This is a genomic window from Megasphaera hexanoica, assembly GCF_043520715.1.
Taxonomy (GTDB): domain Bacteria; phylum Bacillota; class Negativicutes; order Veillonellales; family Megasphaeraceae; genus Megasphaera; species Megasphaera hexanoica.
The window spans coordinates 1,900,408-1,921,507 of the sequence record NZ_CP171361.1 but is presented as its reverse complement, the minus strand read 5'-3'; the positions used below and the strand labels follow the sequence as shown (position 1 = coordinate 1,921,507).

At 52.2% G+C, this 21,100-nt stretch carries 21 protein-coding genes and 1 other annotated feature; of the genes, 19 read left to right on the top strand and 2 right to left on the bottom strand.

Annotated features, from left to right (window positions below; genetic code table 11):
* The first annotated feature begins 3 nt into the window (after positions 1–3).
* The 10 genes from ACGTIC_RS09465 (at position 4) to leuB (ending at position 10,935) form a co-directional block, all read left to right on the top strand.
* Entirely contained in the window at positions 4–786 is a 783-nt protein-coding gene (locus ACGTIC_RS09465; RefSeq protein ID WP_083237029.1) for an isoprenyl transferase, read from the top strand.
* Positions 787–802: 16 nt separating this feature from the next.
* Entirely contained in the window at positions 803–1,630 is an 828-nt protein-coding gene (locus ACGTIC_RS09460) for a phosphatidate cytidylyltransferase (protein ID WP_113855806.1), read from the top strand.
* Positions 1,631–1,674: 44 nt separating this feature from the next.
* Positions 1,675–2,703, top strand: coding sequence for an RIP metalloprotease RseP (rseP, locus tag ACGTIC_RS09455; RefSeq protein ID WP_059075915.1), 1,029 nt, complete (start codon positions 1,675–1,677; stop codon positions 2,701–2,703).
* A gap of 9 nt (positions 2,704–2,712) precedes the next feature.
* Positions 2,713–3,777 (top strand): flavodoxin-dependent (E)-4-hydroxy-3-methylbut-2-enyl-diphosphate synthase, encoded by a 1,065-nt coding sequence (gene ispG / locus ACGTIC_RS09450; protein WP_172793331.1) that lies wholly within the window; start codon positions 2,713–2,715, stop codon positions 3,775–3,777.
* A gap of 207 nt (positions 3,778–3,984) precedes the next feature.
* Positions 3,985–5,358: a hypothetical protein gene (locus tag ACGTIC_RS09445; protein ID WP_113855807.1), complete on the top strand. Its 1,374-nt coding sequence runs from the start codon at positions 3,985–3,987 to the stop codon at positions 5,356–5,358.
* 107 nt (positions 5,359–5,465) lie between these two features.
* The gene (locus ACGTIC_RS09440) at positions 5,466–5,885 is read left to right on the top strand and encodes a CGGC domain-containing protein (protein ID WP_059075917.1); all 420 of its coding nucleotides are present in this window, start codon (positions 5,466–5,468) and stop codon (positions 5,883–5,885) included.
* 137 nt (positions 5,886–6,022) lie between these two features.
* Positions 6,023–6,275: a binding site (T-box leader), on the top strand.
* Between the two features lie 60 nt (positions 6,276–6,335).
* Entirely contained in the window at positions 6,336–8,078 is a 1,743-nt protein-coding gene (locus tag ACGTIC_RS09435; RefSeq protein ID WP_113855808.1) for a 2-isopropylmalate synthase, read from the top strand.
* 39 nt (positions 8,079–8,117) lie between these two features.
* Positions 8,118–9,377: a 3-isopropylmalate dehydratase large subunit gene (gene leuC / locus ACGTIC_RS09430; RefSeq protein WP_113855809.1), complete on the top strand. Its 1,260-nt coding sequence runs from the start codon at positions 8,118–8,120 to the stop codon at positions 9,375–9,377.
* Positions 9,378–9,379: 2 nt separating this feature from the next.
* On the top strand, positions 9,380–9,865 hold the full coding sequence (locus tag ACGTIC_RS09425; protein WP_113855810.1) for a 3-isopropylmalate dehydratase small subunit: 486 nt from the start codon (positions 9,380–9,382) through the stop codon (positions 9,863–9,865).
* 2 nt (positions 9,866–9,867) lie between these two features.
* Entirely contained in the window at positions 9,868–10,935 is a 1,068-nt protein-coding gene (gene leuB / locus ACGTIC_RS09420) for a 3-isopropylmalate dehydrogenase (RefSeq protein ID WP_113855811.1), read from the top strand.
* A gap of 120 nt (positions 10,936–11,055) precedes the next feature.
* Here leuB and lexA read toward each other — a convergent pair whose 3' ends face one another.
* Positions 11,056–11,673: a transcriptional repressor LexA gene (lexA, locus tag ACGTIC_RS09415; protein ID WP_059075922.1), complete on the bottom strand. Its 618-nt coding sequence runs from the start codon at positions 11,671–11,673 to the stop codon at positions 11,056–11,058.
* A 189-nt stretch (positions 11,674–11,862) separates the two neighbouring features.
* On the opposite strand from lexA, the gene ACGTIC_RS09410 reads away from it, so the two are divergent.
* Positions 11,863–12,204, top strand: coding sequence for a LysM peptidoglycan-binding domain-containing protein (locus ACGTIC_RS09410; RefSeq protein ID WP_083237028.1), 342 nt, complete (start codon positions 11,863–11,865; stop codon positions 12,202–12,204).
* A 9-nt stretch (positions 12,205–12,213) separates the two neighbouring features.
* Here the strand turns inward: ACGTIC_RS09410 and ACGTIC_RS09405 are convergent, their stop codons facing one another.
* Entirely contained in the window at positions 12,214–13,203 is a 990-nt protein-coding gene (locus ACGTIC_RS09405) for a site-specific integrase (RefSeq protein WP_059075924.1), read from the bottom strand.
* A gap of 338 nt (positions 13,204–13,541) precedes the next feature.
* On the opposite strand from ACGTIC_RS09405, the gene ACGTIC_RS09400 reads away from it, so the two are divergent.
* The 8 genes from ACGTIC_RS09400 (at position 13,542) to glgD (ending at position 21,095) form a co-directional block, all read left to right on the top strand.
* Complete coding sequence (locus ACGTIC_RS09400) at positions 13,542–14,084, top strand: flavodoxin family protein (protein WP_113855812.1); 543 nt, start codon at positions 13,542–13,544, stop codon at positions 14,082–14,084.
* 166 nt (positions 14,085–14,250) lie between these two features.
* On the top strand, positions 14,251–15,174 hold the full coding sequence (locus ACGTIC_RS09395) for an Rpn family recombination-promoting nuclease/putative transposase (protein WP_113855813.1): 924 nt from the start codon (positions 14,251–14,253) through the stop codon (positions 15,172–15,174).
* 194 nt (positions 15,175–15,368) lie between these two features.
* Positions 15,369–16,457 carry an endolytic transglycosylase MltG gene (gene mltG / locus ACGTIC_RS09390; RefSeq protein ID WP_113855814.1) on the top strand — a complete coding sequence of 363 codons (1,089 nt, stop codon included), beginning with the start codon at positions 15,369–15,371 and terminating at the stop codon, positions 16,455–16,457.
* Positions 16,454–17,044, top strand: coding sequence for an O-methyltransferase (locus tag ACGTIC_RS09385; RefSeq protein ID WP_113855815.1), 591 nt, complete (start codon positions 16,454–16,456; stop codon positions 17,042–17,044). Before mltG ends, ACGTIC_RS09385 begins: the two co-directional genes overlap by 4 nt.
* A gap of 11 nt (positions 17,045–17,055) precedes the next feature.
* Positions 17,056–18,282 carry a U32 family peptidase gene (locus ACGTIC_RS09380; RefSeq protein WP_059075941.1) on the top strand — a complete coding sequence of 409 codons (1,227 nt, stop codon included), beginning with the start codon at positions 17,056–17,058 and terminating at the stop codon, positions 18,280–18,282.
* Positions 18,272–18,514, top strand: coding sequence for a DUF4911 domain-containing protein (locus tag ACGTIC_RS09375; protein WP_307788659.1), 243 nt, complete (start codon positions 18,272–18,274; stop codon positions 18,512–18,514). The genes ACGTIC_RS09380 and ACGTIC_RS09375 overlap by 11 nt, the downstream gene beginning before the upstream one ends.
* A gap of 308 nt (positions 18,515–18,822) precedes the next feature.
* Entirely contained in the window at positions 18,823–19,980 is a 1,158-nt protein-coding gene (locus ACGTIC_RS09370; RefSeq protein ID WP_059075926.1) for a glucose-1-phosphate adenylyltransferase, read from the top strand.
* Between the two features lie 2 nt (positions 19,981–19,982).
* A complete protein-coding gene (gene glgD, locus ACGTIC_RS09365; RefSeq protein WP_236699638.1) occupies positions 19,983–21,095 on the top strand; it encodes a glucose-1-phosphate adenylyltransferase subunit GlgD in 1,113 nt (370 codons plus the stop codon).
* Positions 21,096–21,100: the final 5 nt, after the last annotated feature.

Below are 21,100 nucleotides of genomic sequence, written 5' to 3'. Positions count from 1 at the left end.
GATATGTTTGATACATTTTTTAAAAATAGTGGCCGCCAGGCTGGTGCAGGAGAGTCGTCTTCTCTGGAAGCTCAGCTGGACCGCCAGAATATTCCTCACCATGTGGCCATCATCATGGATGGCAATGGCCGCTGGGCAAAACGACAGGGAAAACCCCGCACGTACGGCCATCATGCCGGCGCTGATACGCTCAAGCGCATCGTCATCGCCGCGGGGGAATTGGGAATCCAGGTCCTGACGGTATATGCCTTTTCGACGGAAAACTGGAAGCGCCCGGAAACGGAAGTTTCGTATATTATGAAGCTCATGAACGAATATCTGAGCAAAAACCTCCTGGAACTGGACGAACACAACGTACGCCTTCATTTCCTTGGCGATATGAGCCGCCTCCATCCAATCCTCCAGGAGTCATTCCGCAAGGCCGAAGAAGAAATGAAAGATAATACGGGCCTTAAACTCAATGTAGCCGTCAACTACGGCGGGCGCATGGAACTGGCCCGGGCAGCGCGCCTTTTGGCAGAAGATGTCCAGAAAGGCCTTCTCAGCCCGGCCGATATTACGGAGGATACGCTGGCTGATTACCTGTATACGGCTCCGGAAAATGATGTGGATCTCCTGATCCGCCCCGGTTCGGACAAGCGGGTCAGCAATTTCCTGCTCTGGCAGATGGCCTATGCCGAATTCTGGTATACGGACCTGTGCTGGCCTGATTTTACGAAGGACACTCTCATAGAAGCCATCTTATCTTTCCAGGGCCGGGAACGCCGGTTTGGCGGCTTGAAATAAGGAAGGTAGACAGACAATGTTGGCTAAACGAATCATTACGGGTATCGTAGGCGGAGGCCTGACGATATTTATTATTTACGAAGGGAACTGGCTCTTCTTTATCATGATGACCTTGCTGGCTCTCCTGGGCTGGCGTGAATACGTGCGCATGCTCCACGCCGTCAAAGCTAATCTGACAGAATATGCCGGCTACGTATGGCTCGCCGCCGTATTTGGGTCCTGGTGGTTTGCCGGGATTAAACTGCTTTTTTTACTGTGCGTCGTCATGATGAGCTGGATTCTCCTGCGCACGGTGGTCTGCCACAAGAGGGTATCCCTTTCGGACAGTGCTTATTCGCTGTACGGACTGCTCTATATAGGAGGCGGATTCCTGGCTATGCTGGCTCTCCGGAACGGTATGCTGGCATCGTATCTGACCAGTATGTTCCAGAATGTCATGCTCGAACCGGCCCGCTTTTTCGTCTTTCTCCTCGTCTTTTCCACCTGGGCGAGCGATACCTTTGCCTTTGCGGCCGGAAAAGCCGTGGGAAAGAATAAGCTCTGCCCATCCATCAGTCCGGGAAAGACCCGGGAAGGCGCACTGGGCGGGTGTATCGGCACAATCGTCGTAGCACTGATTTTCTCTTTGATTTTTAAATTTTCACTTCTTCACGGCCTGGCTATCGGATTGATTGTTGCCATCATGGCTCCTCTGGGAGATCTGGTAGAATCGGTCCTCAAACGGACCTGCGGCATCAAAGATTCGGGGAATATCATCCCCGGTCATGGCGGCATCCTAGACCGTTTTGACAGTCTGCTCTTTGCCGCACCGGCTGTGTATGCATATCTTATGCTCGTAGCATAAGCGTCAGGACAGAGTTCCTGCCGTGAACGAAAGGTGAATGAAGTTTGGGTATTACAATCGCAGCAACGATTTTTGTCTTCAGCCTTATCGTGTTTGTCCACGAATTCGGCCATTTCATTACGGCGAAATTGTCGGGCATGCAGGTAGATGAATTTGCTATCGGCTTTGGTCCCAAAATCTATAGCTATCAATATGGATCTACGTTGTATTCATTACGGGCAATCCCCCTGGGCGGGTTCAACCGTATCCAGGGAATGACAGAACAGGAAGAATTGAATGAAAAATCCTTCCTGAATAAAAAAGTCCGTTACCGTCTCATCGTCATCGCTGCCGGGGCATTCATGAATTTCGTCCTGGCCGTCGTCATCATATGGGGCGTCATGTTTACCGTGGGTACGCACGACGTTTCGAAAGAACCGGTCGTTGGATCGATCGTGGAAAATTCGGCGGCAGCCCAGGGCGGCATGAAACCGGGCGACCGTATCGTCAGCATCAGCGGCGTGCCAATCGGAGAATGGAAGGATATTTCCCGTACTGTCAATGACCACAGCCGGGACGTCCTCACGGTCGTCGTCAACCGGGACGGGGAAGATGTGAATCTGACCATGGTCCCTACGTATGATACCCAGTCGAAGCGGGCACTCATCGGCGTCGTTCCCGTCGTTACGCGCAGGCAGCATGGCTTTTTTGAATCGTCGTACATGGCCATAGAACGGACAGGGCAGATCTGCTATACGATGACCATGGGGATGTATGGTATGATCCGCGGCACCGAAAAGGCTGACCTGGCAGGTCCCCTGGGAGTAGCCCAGCTGGCAGGACAGGTAGCCTCCGTCGGCTTTGTCAATCTGCTCATGTTTACGGCATTTCTCAGCATCAATCTGGGTATCCTCAATCTCCTTCCCATTCCGCTTCTGGATGGGGGATACATCATCATGCTGATCATCGAAGGCATTACGGGACGCCGGCTGCCCAAGCGGGCCCTGTATTATATCCAGATTGCCGGTATCATCATACTGGGATCGCTGTTTTTATTTGCCATGATACAGGACATCAGTCGTTTTAGTATTTAGAGGTAGTATATGATTACACGAAGAACATCGCGTCCGGTGACGCTGGGAACGGTGACGGTCGGCGGTACGGCGCCTGTTTCGGTGCAGACCATGTCTACGGTCAATCCGGCCGATACGGACCGGGCTATTGCCGACGTACAGCGTCTTTCCCGCCTGGGAGCAGAAATCATACGCTTTGCCGTACCGGACAAGGCGGCGGCCCTGGCCCTGAAAGACATCGTAGCGTCATCGCCCGTTCCCCTTGTGGCGGACATTCATTTCGATTATCGCCTGGCACTCCTGTCGGTAGAAAGCGGCGTGCAGGCATTGCGGATCAACCCCGGCAATATCGGTGCCGATGAACACGTCGTCAAAGTCGTGGAAAAGGTGCGCCCCTCGGGTATTCCCATCCGCATCGGCATCAACAGCGGCTCTCTTCCAGAAGATATATTACAGGAGTATGGCGGTCATCCTACTGCCGACGGCATGGTAGAAGGGGCGCTGCGCCATATACGCATCCTGGAAAAGATGGATTACCGGAATATGGTGATTTCTCTCAAATCCTCCCAGGTGCCGCTCATGATCGAAGCTTATGAAAAGCTGGCAGAAAAGGTTCCCTATGCGTTTCACCTTGGCGTTACCGAAGCGGGGCTGGCCCGCGTCGGTACGATTAAATCGGCCATCGGCATCGGGACTCTTCTTTATAAAGGGATCGGAGATACGATACGCGTTTCCCTCACGGACGATCCGGCTGAAGAAATTAAGGTGGGCCAGGATATCCTGAGCGCCCTCGGCCTGCGCCAGTTCGGACCGGTCCTCATTTCCTGCCCGACGTGTGGCCGGACCCAGGTCCACCTCATCGAACTGGCAAAAGAGGTCGAAGCGGCTCTGACAGGGATTACGGTCCCTCTGAAAATCGCCGTCATGGGCTGTGTCGTCAACGGCCCCGGCGAGGCGCGTGAGGCTGATTTCGGCATTGCCGGCGGAAACGGAAAGGGAATCATCTTTTCCCACGGACAGGTACTAAGGACTGTGCCAGAAGATAAACTGGTAGATGCCCTGCTGGAAGAAATTAACAAATCTATATCGTCGTAACAAGAGAAGCACTGACAGACAGATTATAGCTGATTGACAGTGCTTTTTTTGTGTCATCAATAATAATTACAGATTATGTAACTTTTTTAATATATTTTTAATCACATTCTTACTGTATTTTAAGACTACTTTAATATTGTTTTAATCTTTCCCCTCCATACTATTAGGTATGAATCAGACAGACCTGATACAAGGGAGGATTGAGACGTGAAAGAGAAAAAAGAAATCATCCATCAACTCGATACGGCAAAGTCACACAAAACATGGGAATTGACCCTGGCGGCGATGGAAGCGCGGAACAGTATCCCAGAAGTATTGCTCGACTCACCGGAACGGTTGTGCCAGTTGGCAGAGATTTACGTCATGGCAGCTATTCAGGGGCCTTGTTATGACTGGTATATGTATATGGCGGGCTATGCGCTGGATACGGCACAACGGCTGGCAGGATGTCGTACATCGGTGATGGTCCTGCGCGGCCGGGCGTTTAAGGCTCATATGGAATATATCTTGTATGGCCCGGTGGGAAAGAAAGGCTTTGCCTGTCACCGGCCGGACAAATTGAGCCTGGTCATTCAGGCCATTTCGTACTATGAAAAACTGATGCAGGCAGACTATACGGTGTCTGATATGTATCATTATGCTACGATTTTGTTTAAATCAGCAGGCGATATCTATCTTCCCATTGTCAGGACACGGCGGCAGATGCAGCTGAAAAAGGCCTGTGCACTGTACAAAAGGATCCTGGATCACAGTGCTCATGATGAATTGACCGGGGAAGGAAAGCAGATGCGCTTAAAGGCGGGATATTATTTCTGCCGTGCCAGCCTGTCTTTGATTAAGTCCCATTCCCGGCTGGGCCAGGAGGCGTTCCTCTTGTTCGGTATCACGCTGCCCCAATCCTGCCGCGTGGAAAAGCTGGGACGATTCCATACGCTCCAGCGCATGGCTAACCGCATTTGCCGGCACTGCGGCTTAGACGGGGATGTCCCGCTCATCGAGGAACTGGCCCGGCGGCCGAGAACGGAATTTCCCTATGCCTGTGACTGGTTTTATCTGATGGGGCAGTTGTATGAATGCGCCTATGAACAGCAGCTATGTCCCTGGCCGGAAGATGCGCTGCGCCGGGCGGAACGATACTATACCTATGCCTGTGATATTGATTACCGGCGCCGGCAGCTGCACCTGTCCGTTTCCGGCTATATGCATATGTATGCAGCATTGTTCCGCCTCTATCATCATTCGTCCCGCCATCGTCCAGGCGTGCCGCCATGGCTTGCGTATCTGCGCAAGTTGTCTTTCCCGCCGGGGCTTAAAACGCTCATCCTCATCCGCCAGGCGATTACACAAGGGCGTTACGAAGAAGCGGCCAGCCAGTTGAAGCAGGTGATGCGATCCCGCCAGTACGACTCGTTCATGACAGAAAAGAAAGTACGGGTCCTCCGCGATATTGCACAGGTCCTGCAGAACGGCCATACCAGGCGGCTGTGTAACCGGTATGCGAAATGGGAAATCGTATATTTTGAGCGGATCCTGCAGACTATGCGCAGGCAGAACGGCTTTGCGAAGGCCCGGACCGGTTAGGCCTATCCGTAGATAGAGAGAATTTCTCTATAGTATTTCCCCGCTCCCCTGTGGTATAGTAATGATGAGCATCGTAATGATGAGCAGTAAAAAGGGGGAGTGATCCTATGTCTCGTTTAGTAGTTATTATTCAATGTGATATTGTTTCCAAACGCTGTGCCGGATACGGCTGCATGAAATCGTTCTATGACCGGACGGGCCCGTTTGCCGGGTATGACGACCAGACACGCTACATGACGCTGACCTGTGGCGGCTGCTGTGGGGCGGGCATTGCGGCAAAATTGGAAGACCTGAACCACAAACTGAAACGCTATGGAGAAGAAAAAGGCGACGTGGTCGTCCATCTGGCATCGTGCATCTGTTCAGACAATTACCACCGCCCGCCCTGTCCCTTCCGCAATTACATCAAGTCTATTGTCGAACGAAAGGGATTTCCCGTCGTCCTCGGATCGTATCTGTCCAAGGGAGCCGAAAAAAAGCGCCACGAAGGTGTGTATCAGGAATGGGATAAGGGAATGAAAGCATAAATGTTTAACTTATAAAGAACAATCCGTATATATTTCAGCAAGTAAAAGGTTTAACTTTATATTTTTCCAAATTCTTTTAAAATTTCTCTTGCATTTCTGAGATGACTATGGTATTATCTCAATCAACAAGTCAAAATAAAAATGCGTTGAAGGGAAACAGTAGGTTCCAGAAAGCTTTCAGAGAGCTGCCGGCAGGTGCGAGGCAGCAGCGGAATGGAAGTGAACTCGTCTCTAAGCAGCCAGCTGAAATGCCATGGGCAGAGTAGGCGGGGCCGGGGCCTGGCCGTTAACAGACAGGAGGGTATCGACACGAGTCCGTACCTGTAAAGAGCATATCCTTTGGGATATGAATAAGAGTGGTAACGCGCGAGTAAATCTTTCGTCTCTTCTGAGGCGGAAGATTTTTTTTATTTTGATTGTGTTAAAAATACATGATCAGGAGTGATTCGGATGAAAAACGTTGAAAAGTACAAAAAAGGATATTTTATGCCGCCCCAGGTGGATATGAGCTGGACAAGCAAAGAGTACCCCGATAAGGCGCCAATCTGGTGCAGTGTCGATCTGCGCGATGGCAATCAGGCACTGGTCATCCCCATGAGCCTTGAAGAAAAACTGGAATTCTACAAAATGCTGATCCGCATGGGATTTAAAGAAATCGAAGTAGGGTTTCCGGCGGCATCGGAAACAGAGTTCGAATTTCTCCGCACACTGGTAGAACGGGATATGATTCCCGATGATGTGACCGTACAGGTCCTGACACAGGCGCGGGAACACATCATCCAGAAGACCTTCAAAGCATTGGAAGGGGTCAAACATGCCATTGTCCATTTGTACAATTCCACGTCGTATGCACAGCGGCAGCAGGTATTCCGCAAATCGAAGGAAGAGATTAAACAGATCGCCGTCGATGGCGCGAAATTGTTGCAGCGTCTGACCGAAGAAGCCGGAGCGAATTACCGCTTCGAATATTCACCGGAAAGCTTCACCGGGACGGAACCGGAATTTGCCCTCGATGTCTGCAATGCCGTCCTCGACGTATGGAAGCCCACCGCCGACCGTAAGGCAATCATCAATCTGCCTTCGACGGTGCAGATGTCCATGCCTCATGTGTACGCCTCCCAGATCGCCTACATGTCCCGGAATCTGAAGTACCGCGATAACGTCGTTTTGTCTCTGCACCCGCACAACGACCGGGGAACGGGCGTTGCCGATGCCGAAATGGGATTGCTGGCCGGGGCCGACCGCATCGAAGGGACACTCTTTGGCAACGGCGAACGGACGGGCAACGTCGATGTCATTACCATCGGCATGAACATGTATGCCATGGGTATCGATCCGGGCATCGATTTCTCTTATATGCCGGAAGTCGTCGAAATGTATGAACGGGTGACGCGGATGCATGTCCATGAACGGCAGCCCTATGCAGGGAAGCTGGTGTTCGCTGCCTTTTCCGGTTCCCATCAGGATGCCATCGCCAAGGGCATGCAGTTCCGGGAAGATCATCGTGAACCGTACTGGACCGTTCCGTATCTGCTCATCGATCCGAAAGATGTAGGCCGCGAATACGAAGCCGATGTCATCCGCATCAACAGCCAGTCCGGCAAGGGCGGTGTAGGCTTTATCATGGAACACAATTACGGCATCCGCATGCCGAAGAAGATGCGGGAAAATTTCAGCTATTTTGTCAAAAGCGTATCGGATCACCGCCATCAGGAATTGAAGCCCGACGAAATCTACCGTCTCTTTACAGACCATTATCTCGACGTCACGAAACCGCTCGAAATGGAAGATTTCATGATTAAAAAGCAGCATGGGCACTGGAAAGGCCAGATTCTCATGCGGGTGGGTGGCAAAGACATCATTTTCCAGGGAGAAGGAAATGGACAGCTGGCAGCCGTGGCCCATGCCATCTGTGATGCCTACGGCATTACGGTCAGCCATCTGGAATACAGTGAACACGATCTGGACCGTGATCCCAGTTCCCGGGGCATTGCCTATTTCGGTCTCACTGACGAAAAAGGCCAGACAACATGGGGAGCCGGCATCGACACCGATACGATGACCGCATCTGTCCGGGCCTTCGTTTCAGCTATCAACCGCATGCCGGGCATGGCAGAACGGATTACCTTCCGCAATCTGAGCAGCAGTTATGACCAGATTCACAATTTCCGCCGTTCAGCTAGTCATCATTAATAACTATAAGATATGTTGTAAAACTGGAGGATATATATTATGGGAATGACAATGTCACAGAAAATTTTGGCCGCCCACGCCGGCGTCGCATTCGTCAAGGCGGGGGACCTCATCAACTGCCGCCTCGATATGGTACTGGCCAACGATATTACAGCACCGCCGGCCATCGCCGCTTTTGAAAAAATCGGCAAGCCTGTATTCGATAAAGACCGGATTTCTCTGATTCCGGACCATTTCACGCCGAATAAAGATATCAAATCGGCAGGCCTGGCAAAGATTGTCCGCGATTTTGCCAGAAAGCACCACATCACCCACTATTATGAAGTAGGCCGCGTCGGCATCGAACACGTTCTCCTGCCGGAGCAGGGAATCGTCGCGCCGGGCATGCTCACCATAGGTGCCGATTCCCACACCTGCACCTACGGGGCGCTGGGAGGATTCTCGACAGGAGTCGGCTCTACCGACCTGGGAGCGGCCATGGCGACGGGCGAAGCGTGGTTCAAAGTCCCCGATGCCATTAAGGTCGAGCTTACCGGGGAAAAGGCGGAAGACATTACGGGAAAGGATGTCATGCTGACCCTGATAGGCATGATCGGTGTCGATGGCGCTTTATACCAGTCACTGGAATTTACCGGTCCCGGCGTGGCGTCCCTGTCCATGACAGACCGCTTCACCATCGCCAATATGGCTATCGAAGCCGGCGCCAAGAACGGGATTTTCCCCGTCGATGAACAGACGGCAGCCTACGAAAAGGGCCGGATTTCCCATCCCTATACGGTGTACGAAGCCGATCCTGATGCCTCGTACAGCCGGGTCGTCTCCATCGATTTGTCCCAAATCCGGCCCGTCGTCGCCTTCCCGCATCTGCCGGGCAATACTAAAGCCGTCGGGACCTTCGGTGATATCGAAATCGACCAGGTCGTCATCGGTTCCTGCACCAATGGACGGTTGGAAGATCTGCGCATTGCCGCAGACATTTTGAAAGGCCATAAGGTCCATCCCCGTGTACGCTGCATCATCATTCCGGGAAGCCAGCAGGTCTATCAGGATGCCATGCATGCCGGTTATATTGATACGTTCATCGAAGCCGGTGCCGCTGTATCGACACCGACCTGCGGCCCCTGCCTGGGAGGCTATATGGGAATCCTGGCAGCCGGTGAACGGTGCGTTTCGACGACGAACCGCAATTTCCGCGGCCGCATGGGCCACGTAGACAGTGAAGTATATCTGGCAGGGCCCCAGGTGGCGGCAGCCAGTGCCATTCTCGGCAAAATCGCAGAACCTAAGGAGGTCCGGTAATCATGATATTAGAAGGAAACGTATGGCGCTACGGCGACAATATTGATACAGATGTCATCATCCCTGCACGGTATCTCAACAGTTTTGACCCAAAAGAACTGGCATCTCATTGTATGGTCGATATTGACGAATCCTTTGCACCCAACGTACAGGATGGCGATATCATGGTCGGCGGCCGTAATTTCGGCTGCGGATCGTCCCGGGAACACGCGCCGGTTGCTATCAAGGCATCGGGCGTCCCCGTCGTCATCGCTGCCAGTTTTGCCCGTATCTTTTATCGCAATGCCATCAACGTGGGCCTGCCCGTACTGGAAATCGGCGATGCTGTCGAACATATCCATGGAGGAGACCGCCTGCGCGTCGATATAGCCAGTGGCACCATTGTCAATGAAACGACTGGCGATACCTTCCAGGCTCCGCCTCTGCCAGGGTTTATCCAGGATATTGCCAAAGCAGGCGGATTAATCGAATACGTAAAGGGGAAATAACCATGTCAAACCATATTGTAGTCATTCCCGGAGACGGAATCGGCGAAGAAATTACGGCTGCCGCCGTACGGGTTCTCCAAAAAATAGATGAAAAATTCCACATCGGCATGACCTATGAAAAGCAGGAAGCCGGCGGGACTGCCTACGACCACACGGGCACGCCGCTGCCGGATAAGACCGTCGACGCTGCCCGCCATGCCGACGCCATCCTGTTTGGCGCTGTCGGCGGGGACAAATGGGATCATGTCGAACCGTCCCTGCGGCCGGAACGGGCACTCCTGGGACTGCGCAAGGCCCTGGGGCTGTATGCCAATCTGCGGCCGGTTACGGTGCCCGATGTCCTGGCAGAGTATTCTCCTCTTAAACCCGATATCGTAACCGGGACGGACATCCTCATCGTGCGGGAACTCATCGGCGGCATTTACTTTGGTGATAAATGTGAATCGGAAATCCACAACGGGGCAGAACGGGCCTGGGATCTGGAAAATTACAGCGTCCCCGAAGTCAGGCGCATAACCCGCTTTGCCATGGAAGCGGCGCAGAAACGGCGTCACAAGGTGACTTCTGTCGATAAAGCCAATGTCCTGGCGACATCCCGCCTCTGGCGGCGGACGGTCATTGATACGGCTTCCCATTATCCCGATGTGACCCTCAATCACTATTATGTCGATAACTGTGCTATGCAGCTGGCTATCAATCCCCGGCAGTTCGACGTCATCGTCACGGGAAATCTCTTCGGCGATATCCTCAGCGATGAAGCGGCCGTTCTCGGAGGATCCATCGGCATGATGCCGTCAGCCAGCATCGGGGAAGAGACCAGCTTCTACGAACCCATCCATGGGTCGGCGCCGGATATTGCCGGAAAAGGGATTGCCAATCCGTCGGCAACGATCCTCTCAGCGGCCATGATGCTGCGCTATTCCTTTGGAGAAGAAGAAGCGGCCCGTGCCATAGAAGAGGCGGTTGACCAGACACTGGCCGATGGCTGGCGTACGCCCGATCTCTATAAAGACGGTTTCAAAAAAGCCGATACGGAAACGATGACACAGGAAATCCTGTCCCACATTTGATGAAAACGCATCTTTCTGCGTTTTTCATATATCCCTTGGTATAACAGCAAAAAGAGGATGTCTCATGAAACCATTTTTTCATGGGGCATCCTCTTTTTCTGGCTGTACGTATGACAATCATCAATAGCGGCGGAACAGGTTGGTGACTTTTCCCAGGATTTTGCAATTGCGCGTGTAAATCGGTTCATAATCGGGATTTTCCGGCTGCAGACGTACCCGGTCCTTTTCCAGGAAATACCGCTTGACCGTCGCTTCATCGTCGATCATCGCGACGACGATATCCCCGTTTTCTGCCGTATCCTGACGGCGGACGATAAGATAATCCCCGTCGAAGATACCGGCCTGGATCATGCTGTCGCCGCGGACGGTCAGCATAAAGCAGTCGTCATTTCCGATAATATCAGCCGGAAAGGGATAGACATCTTCGATGTATTCTTCGGCAAATACCGGCTGGCCGGCCCGGACCTGGCCGATCAGTGGCAGGGGAACGATTTTTTTGGACCGCCAGGATCCTTCATCCAGGAGTTCTATCGTCCGGTTCTTTGCCGGGTCGCGGCGGATAAATCCCAGTTCTTCCAGGCGGTGCAGATAGCCGTGGACCGTCGAAGTAGAGCTGAGGCCGACGGACTGGCAGATTTCCCGGACCGATGGGGGATACCCATATTTATGCACGCAGTCACGGATGTATTCAAGGATTTGTTTTTGCCGGGTTGTAAGCATTTTTTCACTGTTCATCATTCGGTATCACTCCCAAGTAAATATACACTTCTATTATACGGTACTATGGAAAAAAATTCAAACGTTTGTTCATCGAAAATTTGTTCTCTCACCCTATTGACAGAACGGACGTTCGCCGATATAATAAAACCATCAGACAAACATGTGTTCTCAAAACATTCGTTCTAAACGGCTATGGGGTGACAGAGTATGAAACGCACGATGGCTATGAAAAGAAAAAGAAACTATACCTGGATAATCCGGCTGATTGCAGCGCTGGTTGTCGTCATCGCCGCATGTACCCAGATGGGGATGGTATATCATACGGATGAAACGTATATCTCTGTCAAGATACACAGCGGGGATACGGTATGGCGCATCGCGTCCGCTGCTGCCGCTCCCGGGACGGATGTCCGCGACGTCGTCGATGAAATCATGGATATCAATCATATCCGCCATTCCGATGACATTTATCCGGGGCAGGTCCTTCAGGTGCCCGTTGAAACGGGGCGGGCCGATACGGTAAAAGAAGTCCTGCACGTACAGAAATAAAGGAACGGGTCATTTTTTCCGGGCGATCTTTAAGATAGGATTATCGATGAGGCGGTCTGCTTCGTCGATGTACTTGCGGACGACCGCTGTAGACCGGTGACGCGTCTGGCGCATGATTTCCCGTTCTTCCACGTGTTCCATTGCAGCCGAAGTGGCAAAGCCGTGGCGCAGGCTGTGGGCGCCGAATTCAGCCGGATCCATTCCCATGAGTCCGACATACCGTTTGACGATGAGGGCGATAGTCTTGTCGGAAATACGGGTCTTGCGGATATGGTGGCCTTTGGTGAAACTGCGAAAGACCGGTCCTGTAGTAATTCCGCTGAGATCCAGCCAGTGTTGGAGTGCACGGACGGCACAGAGGTCCTTATCTTCAATATAAGGGATGGCGACGGTCTGCCCCTGATCGAACTGGTCGGTCTTGGATTTGCGCAATGTGATGAGCAGCCCCAGGCGGTTGAAGTTCAGGTCTTCCACATCCAGCCCGGCAATTTCCGAACGGCGCATGGCACCGTAAAAGCCGACGAGAAGGACGGCTTTATCGCGGGCCTGGCGGAGTTCGTCCCCGTCGAGGTAGTGGAGCATTTCCCGGATGTCATCGAAGAGGATGGGGGCTTTACCGTGCTGCTGGGTCCCTTTCATGCGTTTGATGCCGCGGACGGCGTCTTTTACGATAGGGAAGCGGCAGGGGTTGTCTTTGATGCCGGCAGCGGCAAAGTTTTCCGTCAGGGCAGAGATGCGCCGGGCAATCGTATTGGCCTTGGCATTGTCTGCCAGGTCGTTGATATAGTTGACGATCGTTTCCGGCGATGCCGGAAAGGCTGTTTCATCATGATAGGCACACCAGTCGCAGAAATCCTTCCAGTCGGACCGGTATGCGTCAATGGTGTTGTCGGCCCGTGATACATAGATACTCTGCCGGGCCTTGTCTGTTAATTTTTCATTATTTGCCAATACGTCGGCGTTGCCGAGATAAAAATGATCTGCCGGTTCAGAAGCCATGACAATCCTCCTGGAATAGGTGCTATTTTACCGCATGAGACGGTACGGTCATACCGCATGTATTTCCTTTATCATATCATATCATATACGATACCCTGTATAATGTATTGTATCATATAAAAAGACAAATACCAAACATTTGTATCATTGTCCCGGGGATACACGTCTACCGGGGATACACGAAAGAAAAAAGTCTGGTTCCTCTGACAGGGTTCTTTTCTGTATACGCCTTGCGGTATTGCGGATCCAGATGCGGACTAGGCTTGGCCTTTGGAATGGAGTACAATAAGGACAGAAGCTGATCATGCGATTCTCTGGAAAAAGGGAGGTACTCTGTCATGAGAAAAAAAGTCCTTATCATTTCATCGAGCCTGCGCCATCACAGCAATTCGGAAATCCTGGCGCGGGAAACGGCACGGGGCGTCCGGGCCGCAGGCAATGAAGTCCAATACGTCAGTTTAAAGGATAAGGAAATCCGCTACTGTCTGGGCTGCATGAGCTGCATTAAAACGGAACAGTGCGTACAGAAAGACGATGTGGCGCCTATCCTGGCCGACATGAAAGAAGCCTATGCTATCGTCTTCGTATCGCCCATTTATTACTATTCTATAAGCGGACAGCTGAAGACGCTCCTCGACCGGACGCTGCCATTTTACGAACGACCCTATTCCTTCCGTGATATCTATCTCATTACCGTTTCTGCCGATGCAGCAGAAGATACGGCAAAACGGGCTGTCGTGACACTGGAAGGGTGGATTGACTGTTTTGACAAGGCCCGGTTTGCCGGTGGTTTCAATGCCGGTGGCCTCAATGATGCCAACGCCATAGAGGAACACACTGAATGGCTGCCCAAGGCCTTTGCGCTGGGAAAACAGATCTGAATCCTATCAGGACGGACTGCAGCTGCCATGGAAACAAGCCGTCTTGACTGGATATATATAAGAGCTAGTATGCTGTGATTTATTGTATTAATAATTTGTCGTTGGAAATAAGCCCAGATTGACGTTCCAATAGGCTAATGATAGAATAAATTAAGAGGTGATTGCGATGTCAATGCAGGATATTCCTGACATTACTCATTTGAACCGCCTTAACGATGTATTTTTTAAGGCCTTGTTAGGCTCTGAAGAGCGGAAAACACTGACGTTGAATTTCATCAATGCCATCTTGAACCGGGAAGGCAGCAATGCTTTTACGTCCGTTACATTTTCAGATAAGGAAATCGTTCCTCCACGGATTGATGGAAAATTATCATTTCTTGATGTTCTGGTGAAAATGGATGACGGGACGCGGGTGCATGTAGAAGTACAGGTGCTCATGGATGAATACATGGTCAATCGGTCCTTGTACTACTGGGGACGTATATACAGTCGTGAGCTGGAAAAGGGGAATTTATATGGAGACCTTAGTCCGGTCATCACCATCAATCTGTTAGATTTCAACCAATTCCCGCAATACCAGACGTATATTAATACGTATCATATCACGAATGACGATACTCATGATATTTTGACGAATCATTTGGAAATGCATTTCATCGAACTCAAGAAAATCCATATCAGCGACATTAAAAAACTGAAACGGTCGGAACGGTGGATTGCATATTTCTCACCTAATTTTACAGACCAGGAAAGGAGGTCGCTTGCAATGAGTGATACGGCTATCCAGGAAGCGATGGATTATGAAAAACAATTTGCCACCAATAATGAGCTGAAATCGGCCTATTGGGAGCATGAACGTACCATGCGCGATATTGCTTCGGCCCTTTACAGCCGGGAAAAGGCAGGTCAGGAACGCGGTGAAAGAATTGGCCAGGAACGGGGCGAAAAGATTGGTGATAAAACAGGGAGGCAGGCGCTGAGTACCTTGATACAAAAGCTGTTGCAGGAAGGCAGGAAAGAAGATGTCGACCGCGTCTTGCAAGATAATGAGTATCAGGAGAAATTACTGCGGGAATATCATTTGAAATAGGTCTTTGTGAAGGCTCCGGGAATGATCTCTGGGGCCTTTTTTGTTTTACAAGCGTTGGCCGTATATTTCATACCTGGATTCTGCTATAACGGTAAAGAAAGGTAACGAATGTAAACTCCTCACAACTTCATCTATAAGAGCCTGCTGTGTCGTGCCTATTGCGTCAGGACCGGTTCTTGCCGTATAATAGACGGATGAACAAGAAAAAAATAGAAGAGACAATTGAACATGTAGAACAGGAAGTCGTGCAGGATGCCCGGGAAATACGGCAGTCGGCGGCAAGGCACCGCAGGCGCTTCTGGGGCATAGCGGCCGCGGCGTGTCTTTTCATAGCCGGCGCAGCGGGCATTGCATCATATTACCTGCCAAATTATTTCCTTCCCGAAAGGGAAGCATACGTCCATGTGCGGGAACAGATGACTGCTACCGATATTGCCGATCAGCTCTACGACGACGGACTCATCGTCAATCCCGGCTGGTTCCGCCTGGTGGCACGCGTCACTGGCCAGGCCGATGATCTCAAACAGGGGGAATATACCATCCGGTCCGACATGAGTCTCCAGCAGATCCTGGCAAAACTAAAAAGCGGCAAATCAGAAGCAGCCCGGCTGGTCGTACCCGAAGGCTATACGGTGCGTCAGACGGCTCAGGCCCTGGATAAGCTGGGAATCGTCAAAGAAGAGGATTTTCTCCGTGCAGCCAACGATACGAGCCTGCTGTATCCATATATGAAAGGGAACCGCAAGGTGACCCTTGTGACGGAAGGCTTCCTCTTTCCCGATACGTACCTCATCGGGAAGGATGCGACGGCAGAGAATGTCGTCACCATGATGCTGAAAAATTTCGACCGTCACCTGACAGACGACATGCGCCAGCAGATTGCAGAGCGGAATATGTCTATCTACCAGTTCGTCACCCTGGCATCACTCATAGAAAAGGAAGCAAAATACGATAAAGACCGGCCGCTCATCGCGTCGGTATTCCTGAACCGCCTGTCCCGGCACATGAAACTCCAGTCTGATGCCAGCATTTCCTATGCCATGGGAACCCACAAGGCGGCGTACAGTATCAGCGAAACGGAATACGACTCGCCCTATAATACATATCGCTATGAAGGACTGCCGCCGGGACCAATTGCCAATCCGGGGATGGACTGCATGAAAGCCATCCTGGAAGCGCCCGATACGTCCTATCTCTATTTTGTTGCTGATAAAGACGGACATAACTATTTTGCCACAACCTACGAGGACCATATGAAGAATGTAAAGGAACATATGCCATGACGGACCTTCTGGAAGAAATACGCAGTCAGGCTGCGCGGGAACAGCTGCCTATCCTGCGGGATCCGGAACTGCCACTATTGACCCGGATCCTCCAGCAGGCGAAACCGGCCCGGCTGCTGGAAATCGGCACCTGTATCGGCTATTCTGCCCTGATCATGGCTCCCTTTCTGGCAGAGGGAGGGAAGCTGACGACAATCGAGCTCGACAAAGAGCGGTACCGGACGGCCAAGGAGTATTTTTCACGCTCTCCCTACGCGAGGGTCATCACGGCTCTTCAGGGAGATGCGGCCCAGTGGCTGAGCCGCCTGGAAGGGCCGTGGGATTTTGTCTTCCTCGACGGCCCAAAGGGACAGTATGTGCGCTATCTGCAGCTGCTGATGCCACACCTCTTGCCCGGTGCGCTCATCGTAGCAGATAACCTGCGCTATCACGATATGATTTATATAAAGGGGACGCTGCCGCACAAACACCGGACGGCCGTGACGCGGCTGCGCCAGTTCCTGTCGCTCATCGACGATAGGCGGTATTTTGATTCTGTGTTTTTTGAAAATGGGGATGGCCTGACCGTATCCCGTTGGAAAGGATAAGTATGCAAAAGATGGAATTGCTGGCTCCGGCCGGCAATATGGATAAAATGAAGATGGCATTTCTCTATGGTGCCGATGCAGTATATCTCGGCGGGAAATTATTCGGTCTCCGCGCCTTCAGTGACAATTTCTCCCGGGATGAGCTGAAAGAAGCCGTGGCCTATGCCCATGAACGGGGAAAACGGATTCATGTGACGGTCAATATTTTCCCTCACAATGAAGACCTCACGGCTCTGCCGGATTACCTGCGCTTTTTGCGGGATATAGGCGTAGACGCCCTGCTCATCGCCGATCCGGGGATTTTCAGTCTGGCCCGCAAGCTCGTGCCGGAACTGCCCATCCACATTTCGACCCAGGCCAATACGACCAACTGGGCCAGTGTCCAGTTCTGGCATGACCTCGGTGCCAGCCGCGTCGTCATGGCCCGGGAAGTGAGCCTGGCCGATGTCAGGGAAATCCACCGCCGCGTCCCTGTCGAACTGGAAGGATTCGTCCACGGTGCCATGTGTATTTCCTATTCCGGCCGCTGCCTGTTGAGCAATTACTTCACCCAGAACCGCGACTCCAACCGGGGCCAGTGCGTCCAGTGCTGCCGGTTTAAATATAACGTAGTCGAAGAAAAGCGGCCGGGCCAGTATTTCCCCGTCGTAGAGGACGAACGGGGGACATATATCTTCAACTCCAAAGACCTCTGCCTCCTGCCGTACCTGCCGGATCTGTACGATGCCGGCCTGTGCAGTCTGAAAATCGAAGGCCGCATGAAGAGCGTCCATTACGTGGCTACGGTCGTCAAGGTATACCGCCAGGCTATCGATGCTTACGAACGTGACCCGGAACATTTCCACGTGCGCCCCGAATGGCTGCAGGAGCTGGAAAAGATTTCCCACCGGCCCTATACGCGGGGCTTCTCCGTGTCCCGTCCGACCGAAGCCGATCAGGTATACAGCCATTCCAGCAATACCCAGACTCACGAATTCATCGGCCTCGTCCGTTCCTATGACCGGGAAAAGCACATCGTCTGGGTCGAACAGCGGAATCATTTCAAGACCGGTCAGACCGTAGAATTTCTCCAGCCGAAAGGACCGCTGGTCACCCTTACCCTGCCGGCCATGACCGATGGTGACGGCAACACCATCACGGCGGCCCCCCATGCCCAGCAGCTCGTAGGCATCCCCTGCGATACGCCGCTGGAAGAGTACAGTATGATGCGCCGCGAGGTGATTCGTCATGATGCTTGATGCCGACTGGGTGTATTTCAAGATCGATCCCGGCAATATGACCTTCGTCACCCGTATCATGGAAGGATTTGAATACGTCGGCGTCGTCACGGCCCTCGATGGGAAAAAGGGCATCGGCTTCGTGCGCACTACGGCGGACACGGCCGATGCGGCACGGCGCATCCTTCTGGCCCTGCCCTTTATGGTGACGCTCCTGACGAGGGAAGAAGCACTGAAAGAAACAGAAAAATAGAATAAACAGCCGGCGGCCTGTATGGTACGGACTGCCATTGCGGACACACCTTTCATCTTTGTCAACTACCAGATGAAGGTGTGTTTTTTTGTGGTATTCTATATTTAGTACGTTTTTCGTGAAATTTCCGTAAATAGGGATAACAAACCCTTAAAAAAATATTTTAAGTAGTGTATAATATTTGCATACAAGGATTTTGTTAATCTGCCAAAGCTTAGATAGGAAGACAAATAGAGGAACGGCTGTCCCGGTACGATGGGAGCAGACCGGTATCGATGCAGCTGTTTCCTGCGTGAGGAGGAAATCGTATGAGAAAATCGAATTGTCTGGCCATGATACTGGCAGGCGGCAAAGGCAGCCGTCTCGGTGTCCTGACAAAAGATCAAGCCAAGCCTGGGCTGCTCTTTGGCGGCAAATACCGTATCATTGATTTTACCCTGAGCAACTGCCGCCATTCCGGCATCGGGACGGTCGGCATCCTGACCCAGTACCAGCCGTTGGAACTGAATTGGTACGTCGGCAACGGCAGCTCCTGGGACCTCGACAATGACACGGGGGGAACTTTTGTGCTGCCGCCGTATACCAATGGCAATGGTACGAACTGGTACCGCGGGACGGCCGATGCCATTTATCAGAATCTGAACTTCGTCGAAATGATAGGGGATGACTACGTGCTCATCCTGTCGGGCGACCACATTTATTCCATGGATTATTCCAAAATGCTGGATTTCCATAAGAAACATCAGGCGAAAGTCACCATCGGCACCATCCGCGTGCCCTGGGATGAAGCGAGCCGCTTTGGCATCATGGTAGCCGATGACAACATGCGCATCACGAAATTCCAGGAAAAACCGAAGCAGCCCGAAAGCAACCTGGCCTCCATGGGCATCTATATTTTTGACCGGCCGGTGCTGGAACGGTATCTCCGGGCCGATGCCAAGGATGAAACGTCGGAACACGATTTTGGCAAGAACGTCATCCCGGCCATGTTACGTGATCAGCTGGCTCTCTATGCCTATCCCTTTGAAGGGTACTGGAAAGATGTCGGTACCATTGACAGCCTCTGGCAGGCCAACATGGACCTTCTGGCCGACGAACCGCCTCTGGACCTGAGCGATCCCGACTGGCGCATCTATGCCGGCAACCAGTCCATGCCGCCTCATTTCATCGGGCCGAAAGGCAGCGCCAAGAGTGCCCTCATCGCAGAAGGCGCGGCCATCCTGGGCCAGGTATCCGATTCGGTCATATTCTATAATGTCACCGTCGAAGAAGGCGCCCGGGTCACCAATTCGGTCATCATGCCGGGAACCGTCGTCGAAGCCGGCGCTGTCGTAGACAAGGCCATCATCGGCGAAGACTGCATCATCCACAGCGGTGCGGTCGTACACAAAAAAGACGGGTCCGTCGCCGTACTGGGCCGTCATGGCGAAGTGACCGCCGCAGCAACCAGCAAAGGAGATGCATAAGTATGGGCAGCGAAATGATGGGTCTTATCAATTTACAGGACAGCAAGACACTCCCTGAACTCAATGAACACCGCCCGCTGGCGACCGTGCCTATGGGAGGCAAGTTCCGCCTCATTGATTTCACTCTTTCCAATATGGTAAACGCCGGGATCGGCAACGTAGGTATCCTCCTGTCGTCCCAGTCCCGCTCCGTACTGGACCACATCCGCTCGGGGAAGGAATGGGGACTGGCCCGCAAACGGGACGGCCTGTTCTATCTGCCGGCTGACGTGGAAGATATCATCCATCCCGTAGAAGGGGATATCCATTCTTTTTACAAGAATCTGCTTTTCGTCAAGCGCGGCCACAGCCCGTACATCCTGGCGACCAGCTGCGATCTGGTGCAGAACATCGATTACGAGGAAGTGCTCCATTTCCACCGCCGTCATAATGCCGACGTGACTATGATTTATACGCAGGTGCCGAAAGGCAAGGAAAAAGAAGGCTACGTCCTGGAAATCAACGACAAGGACCGGATCACGGGCATCAATTCCAAGGCGGAAATCCAGGCCGGGGACAACCTGTACCAGCGCCAGATTCTCATCGACACGGAAATCTATCAGCACTGCGTCCGCCGGGCCTACGCCAAAGGCTATAAAGATTTTATCACCGACGTCCTCAAGCGCAATGTAGACCGCCTGCGGATTTTTGGCTATAATTATAAGGGGTACGTAAAACGCGTCGATTCCATCCAGTCTTATTTTGAAACCAATATGGACTTCCTCGACGTCCATACCTGGCGGGACATATTCCTCCAGAACCAGCGCCACATCTATACGAAAATCAAGGACGAAGCGCCGGCAAAATACATGGAAGAATCGCACGTCACCAATTCCCTTGTGGCCAACGGCTGCATCATCGAAGGCAAAGTCGAAAATTCGATTCTCTTCCGCAAAGTGCGGGTAGGGAAGAATGCCGTTATCCGCAATAGTATTGTCATGCAGCACTCCGTCGTTGGTGCCGATGCCAATCTGGATTATGTCGTATGCGATAAAAACGCCGTCATCCAGCCGGAGGCTGAACTTTCGGGAACACGAGAAACACCGCTTTGCATCGGCAAATGTTCCGTCATCTAAAAAAG

Excerpts from the sequence above, each read along its gene's own strand:
- glgD (WP_236699638.1), top strand. The coding sequence starts at position 19,983 with ATGGGCAGCGAAATGATGGGTCTTATCAATTTACAGGACAGCAAGACA.
- ACGTIC_RS09395 (WP_113855813.1), top strand. The coding sequence starts at position 14,251 with ATGTCAATGCAGGATATTCCTGACATTACTCATTTGAACCGCCTTAAC.
- ACGTIC_RS09405 (WP_059075924.1), bottom strand. The coding sequence starts at position 13,203 with ATGGCTTCTGAACCGGCAGATCATTTTTATCTCGGCAACGCCGACGTA.
- ACGTIC_RS09400 (WP_113855812.1), top strand. The coding sequence starts at position 13,542 with ATGAGAAAAAAAGTCCTTATCATTTCATCGAGCCTGCGCCATCACAGC.
- ACGTIC_RS09370 (WP_059075926.1), top strand. The coding sequence starts at position 18,823 with ATGAGAAAATCGAATTGTCTGGCCATGATACTGGCAGGCGGCAAAGGC.
- lexA (WP_059075922.1), bottom strand. The coding sequence starts at position 11,673 with ATGATGAACAGTGAAAAAATGCTTACAACCCGGCAAAAACAAATCCTT.
- mltG (WP_113855814.1), top strand. The coding sequence starts at position 15,369 with ATGAACAAGAAAAAAATAGAAGAGACAATTGAACATGTAGAACAGGAA.
- ACGTIC_RS09375 (WP_307788659.1), top strand. The coding sequence starts at position 18,272 with ATGATGCTTGATGCCGACTGGGTGTATTTCAAGATCGATCCCGGCAAT.
- ACGTIC_RS09385 (WP_113855815.1), top strand. The coding sequence starts at position 16,454 with ATGACGGACCTTCTGGAAGAAATACGCAGTCAGGCTGCGCGGGAACAG.
- ispG (WP_172793331.1), top strand. The coding sequence starts at position 2,713 with ATGATTACACGAAGAACATCGCGTCCGGTGACGCTGGGAACGGTGACG.
- ACGTIC_RS09410 (WP_083237028.1), top strand. The coding sequence starts at position 11,863 with ATGAAACGCACGATGGCTATGAAAAGAAAAAGAAACTATACCTGGATA.
- leuC (WP_113855809.1), top strand. The coding sequence starts at position 8,118 with ATGGGAATGACAATGTCACAGAAAATTTTGGCCGCCCACGCCGGCGTC.
- ACGTIC_RS09465 (WP_083237029.1), top strand. The coding sequence starts at position 4 with ATGTTTGATACATTTTTTAAAAATAGTGGCCGCCAGGCTGGTGCAGGA.
- leuB (WP_113855811.1), top strand. The coding sequence starts at position 9,868 with ATGTCAAACCATATTGTAGTCATTCCCGGAGACGGAATCGGCGAAGAA.
- ACGTIC_RS09440 (WP_059075917.1), top strand. The coding sequence starts at position 5,466 with ATGTCTCGTTTAGTAGTTATTATTCAATGTGATATTGTTTCCAAACGC.
- ACGTIC_RS09435 (WP_113855808.1), top strand. The coding sequence starts at position 6,336 with ATGAAAAACGTTGAAAAGTACAAAAAAGGATATTTTATGCCGCCCCAG.
- ACGTIC_RS09460 (WP_113855806.1), top strand. The coding sequence starts at position 803 with ATGTTGGCTAAACGAATCATTACGGGTATCGTAGGCGGAGGCCTGACG.
- ACGTIC_RS09380 (WP_059075941.1), top strand. The coding sequence starts at position 17,056 with ATGGAATTGCTGGCTCCGGCCGGCAATATGGATAAAATGAAGATGGCA.
- ACGTIC_RS09425 (WP_113855810.1), top strand. The coding sequence starts at position 9,380 with ATGATATTAGAAGGAAACGTATGGCGCTACGGCGACAATATTGATACA.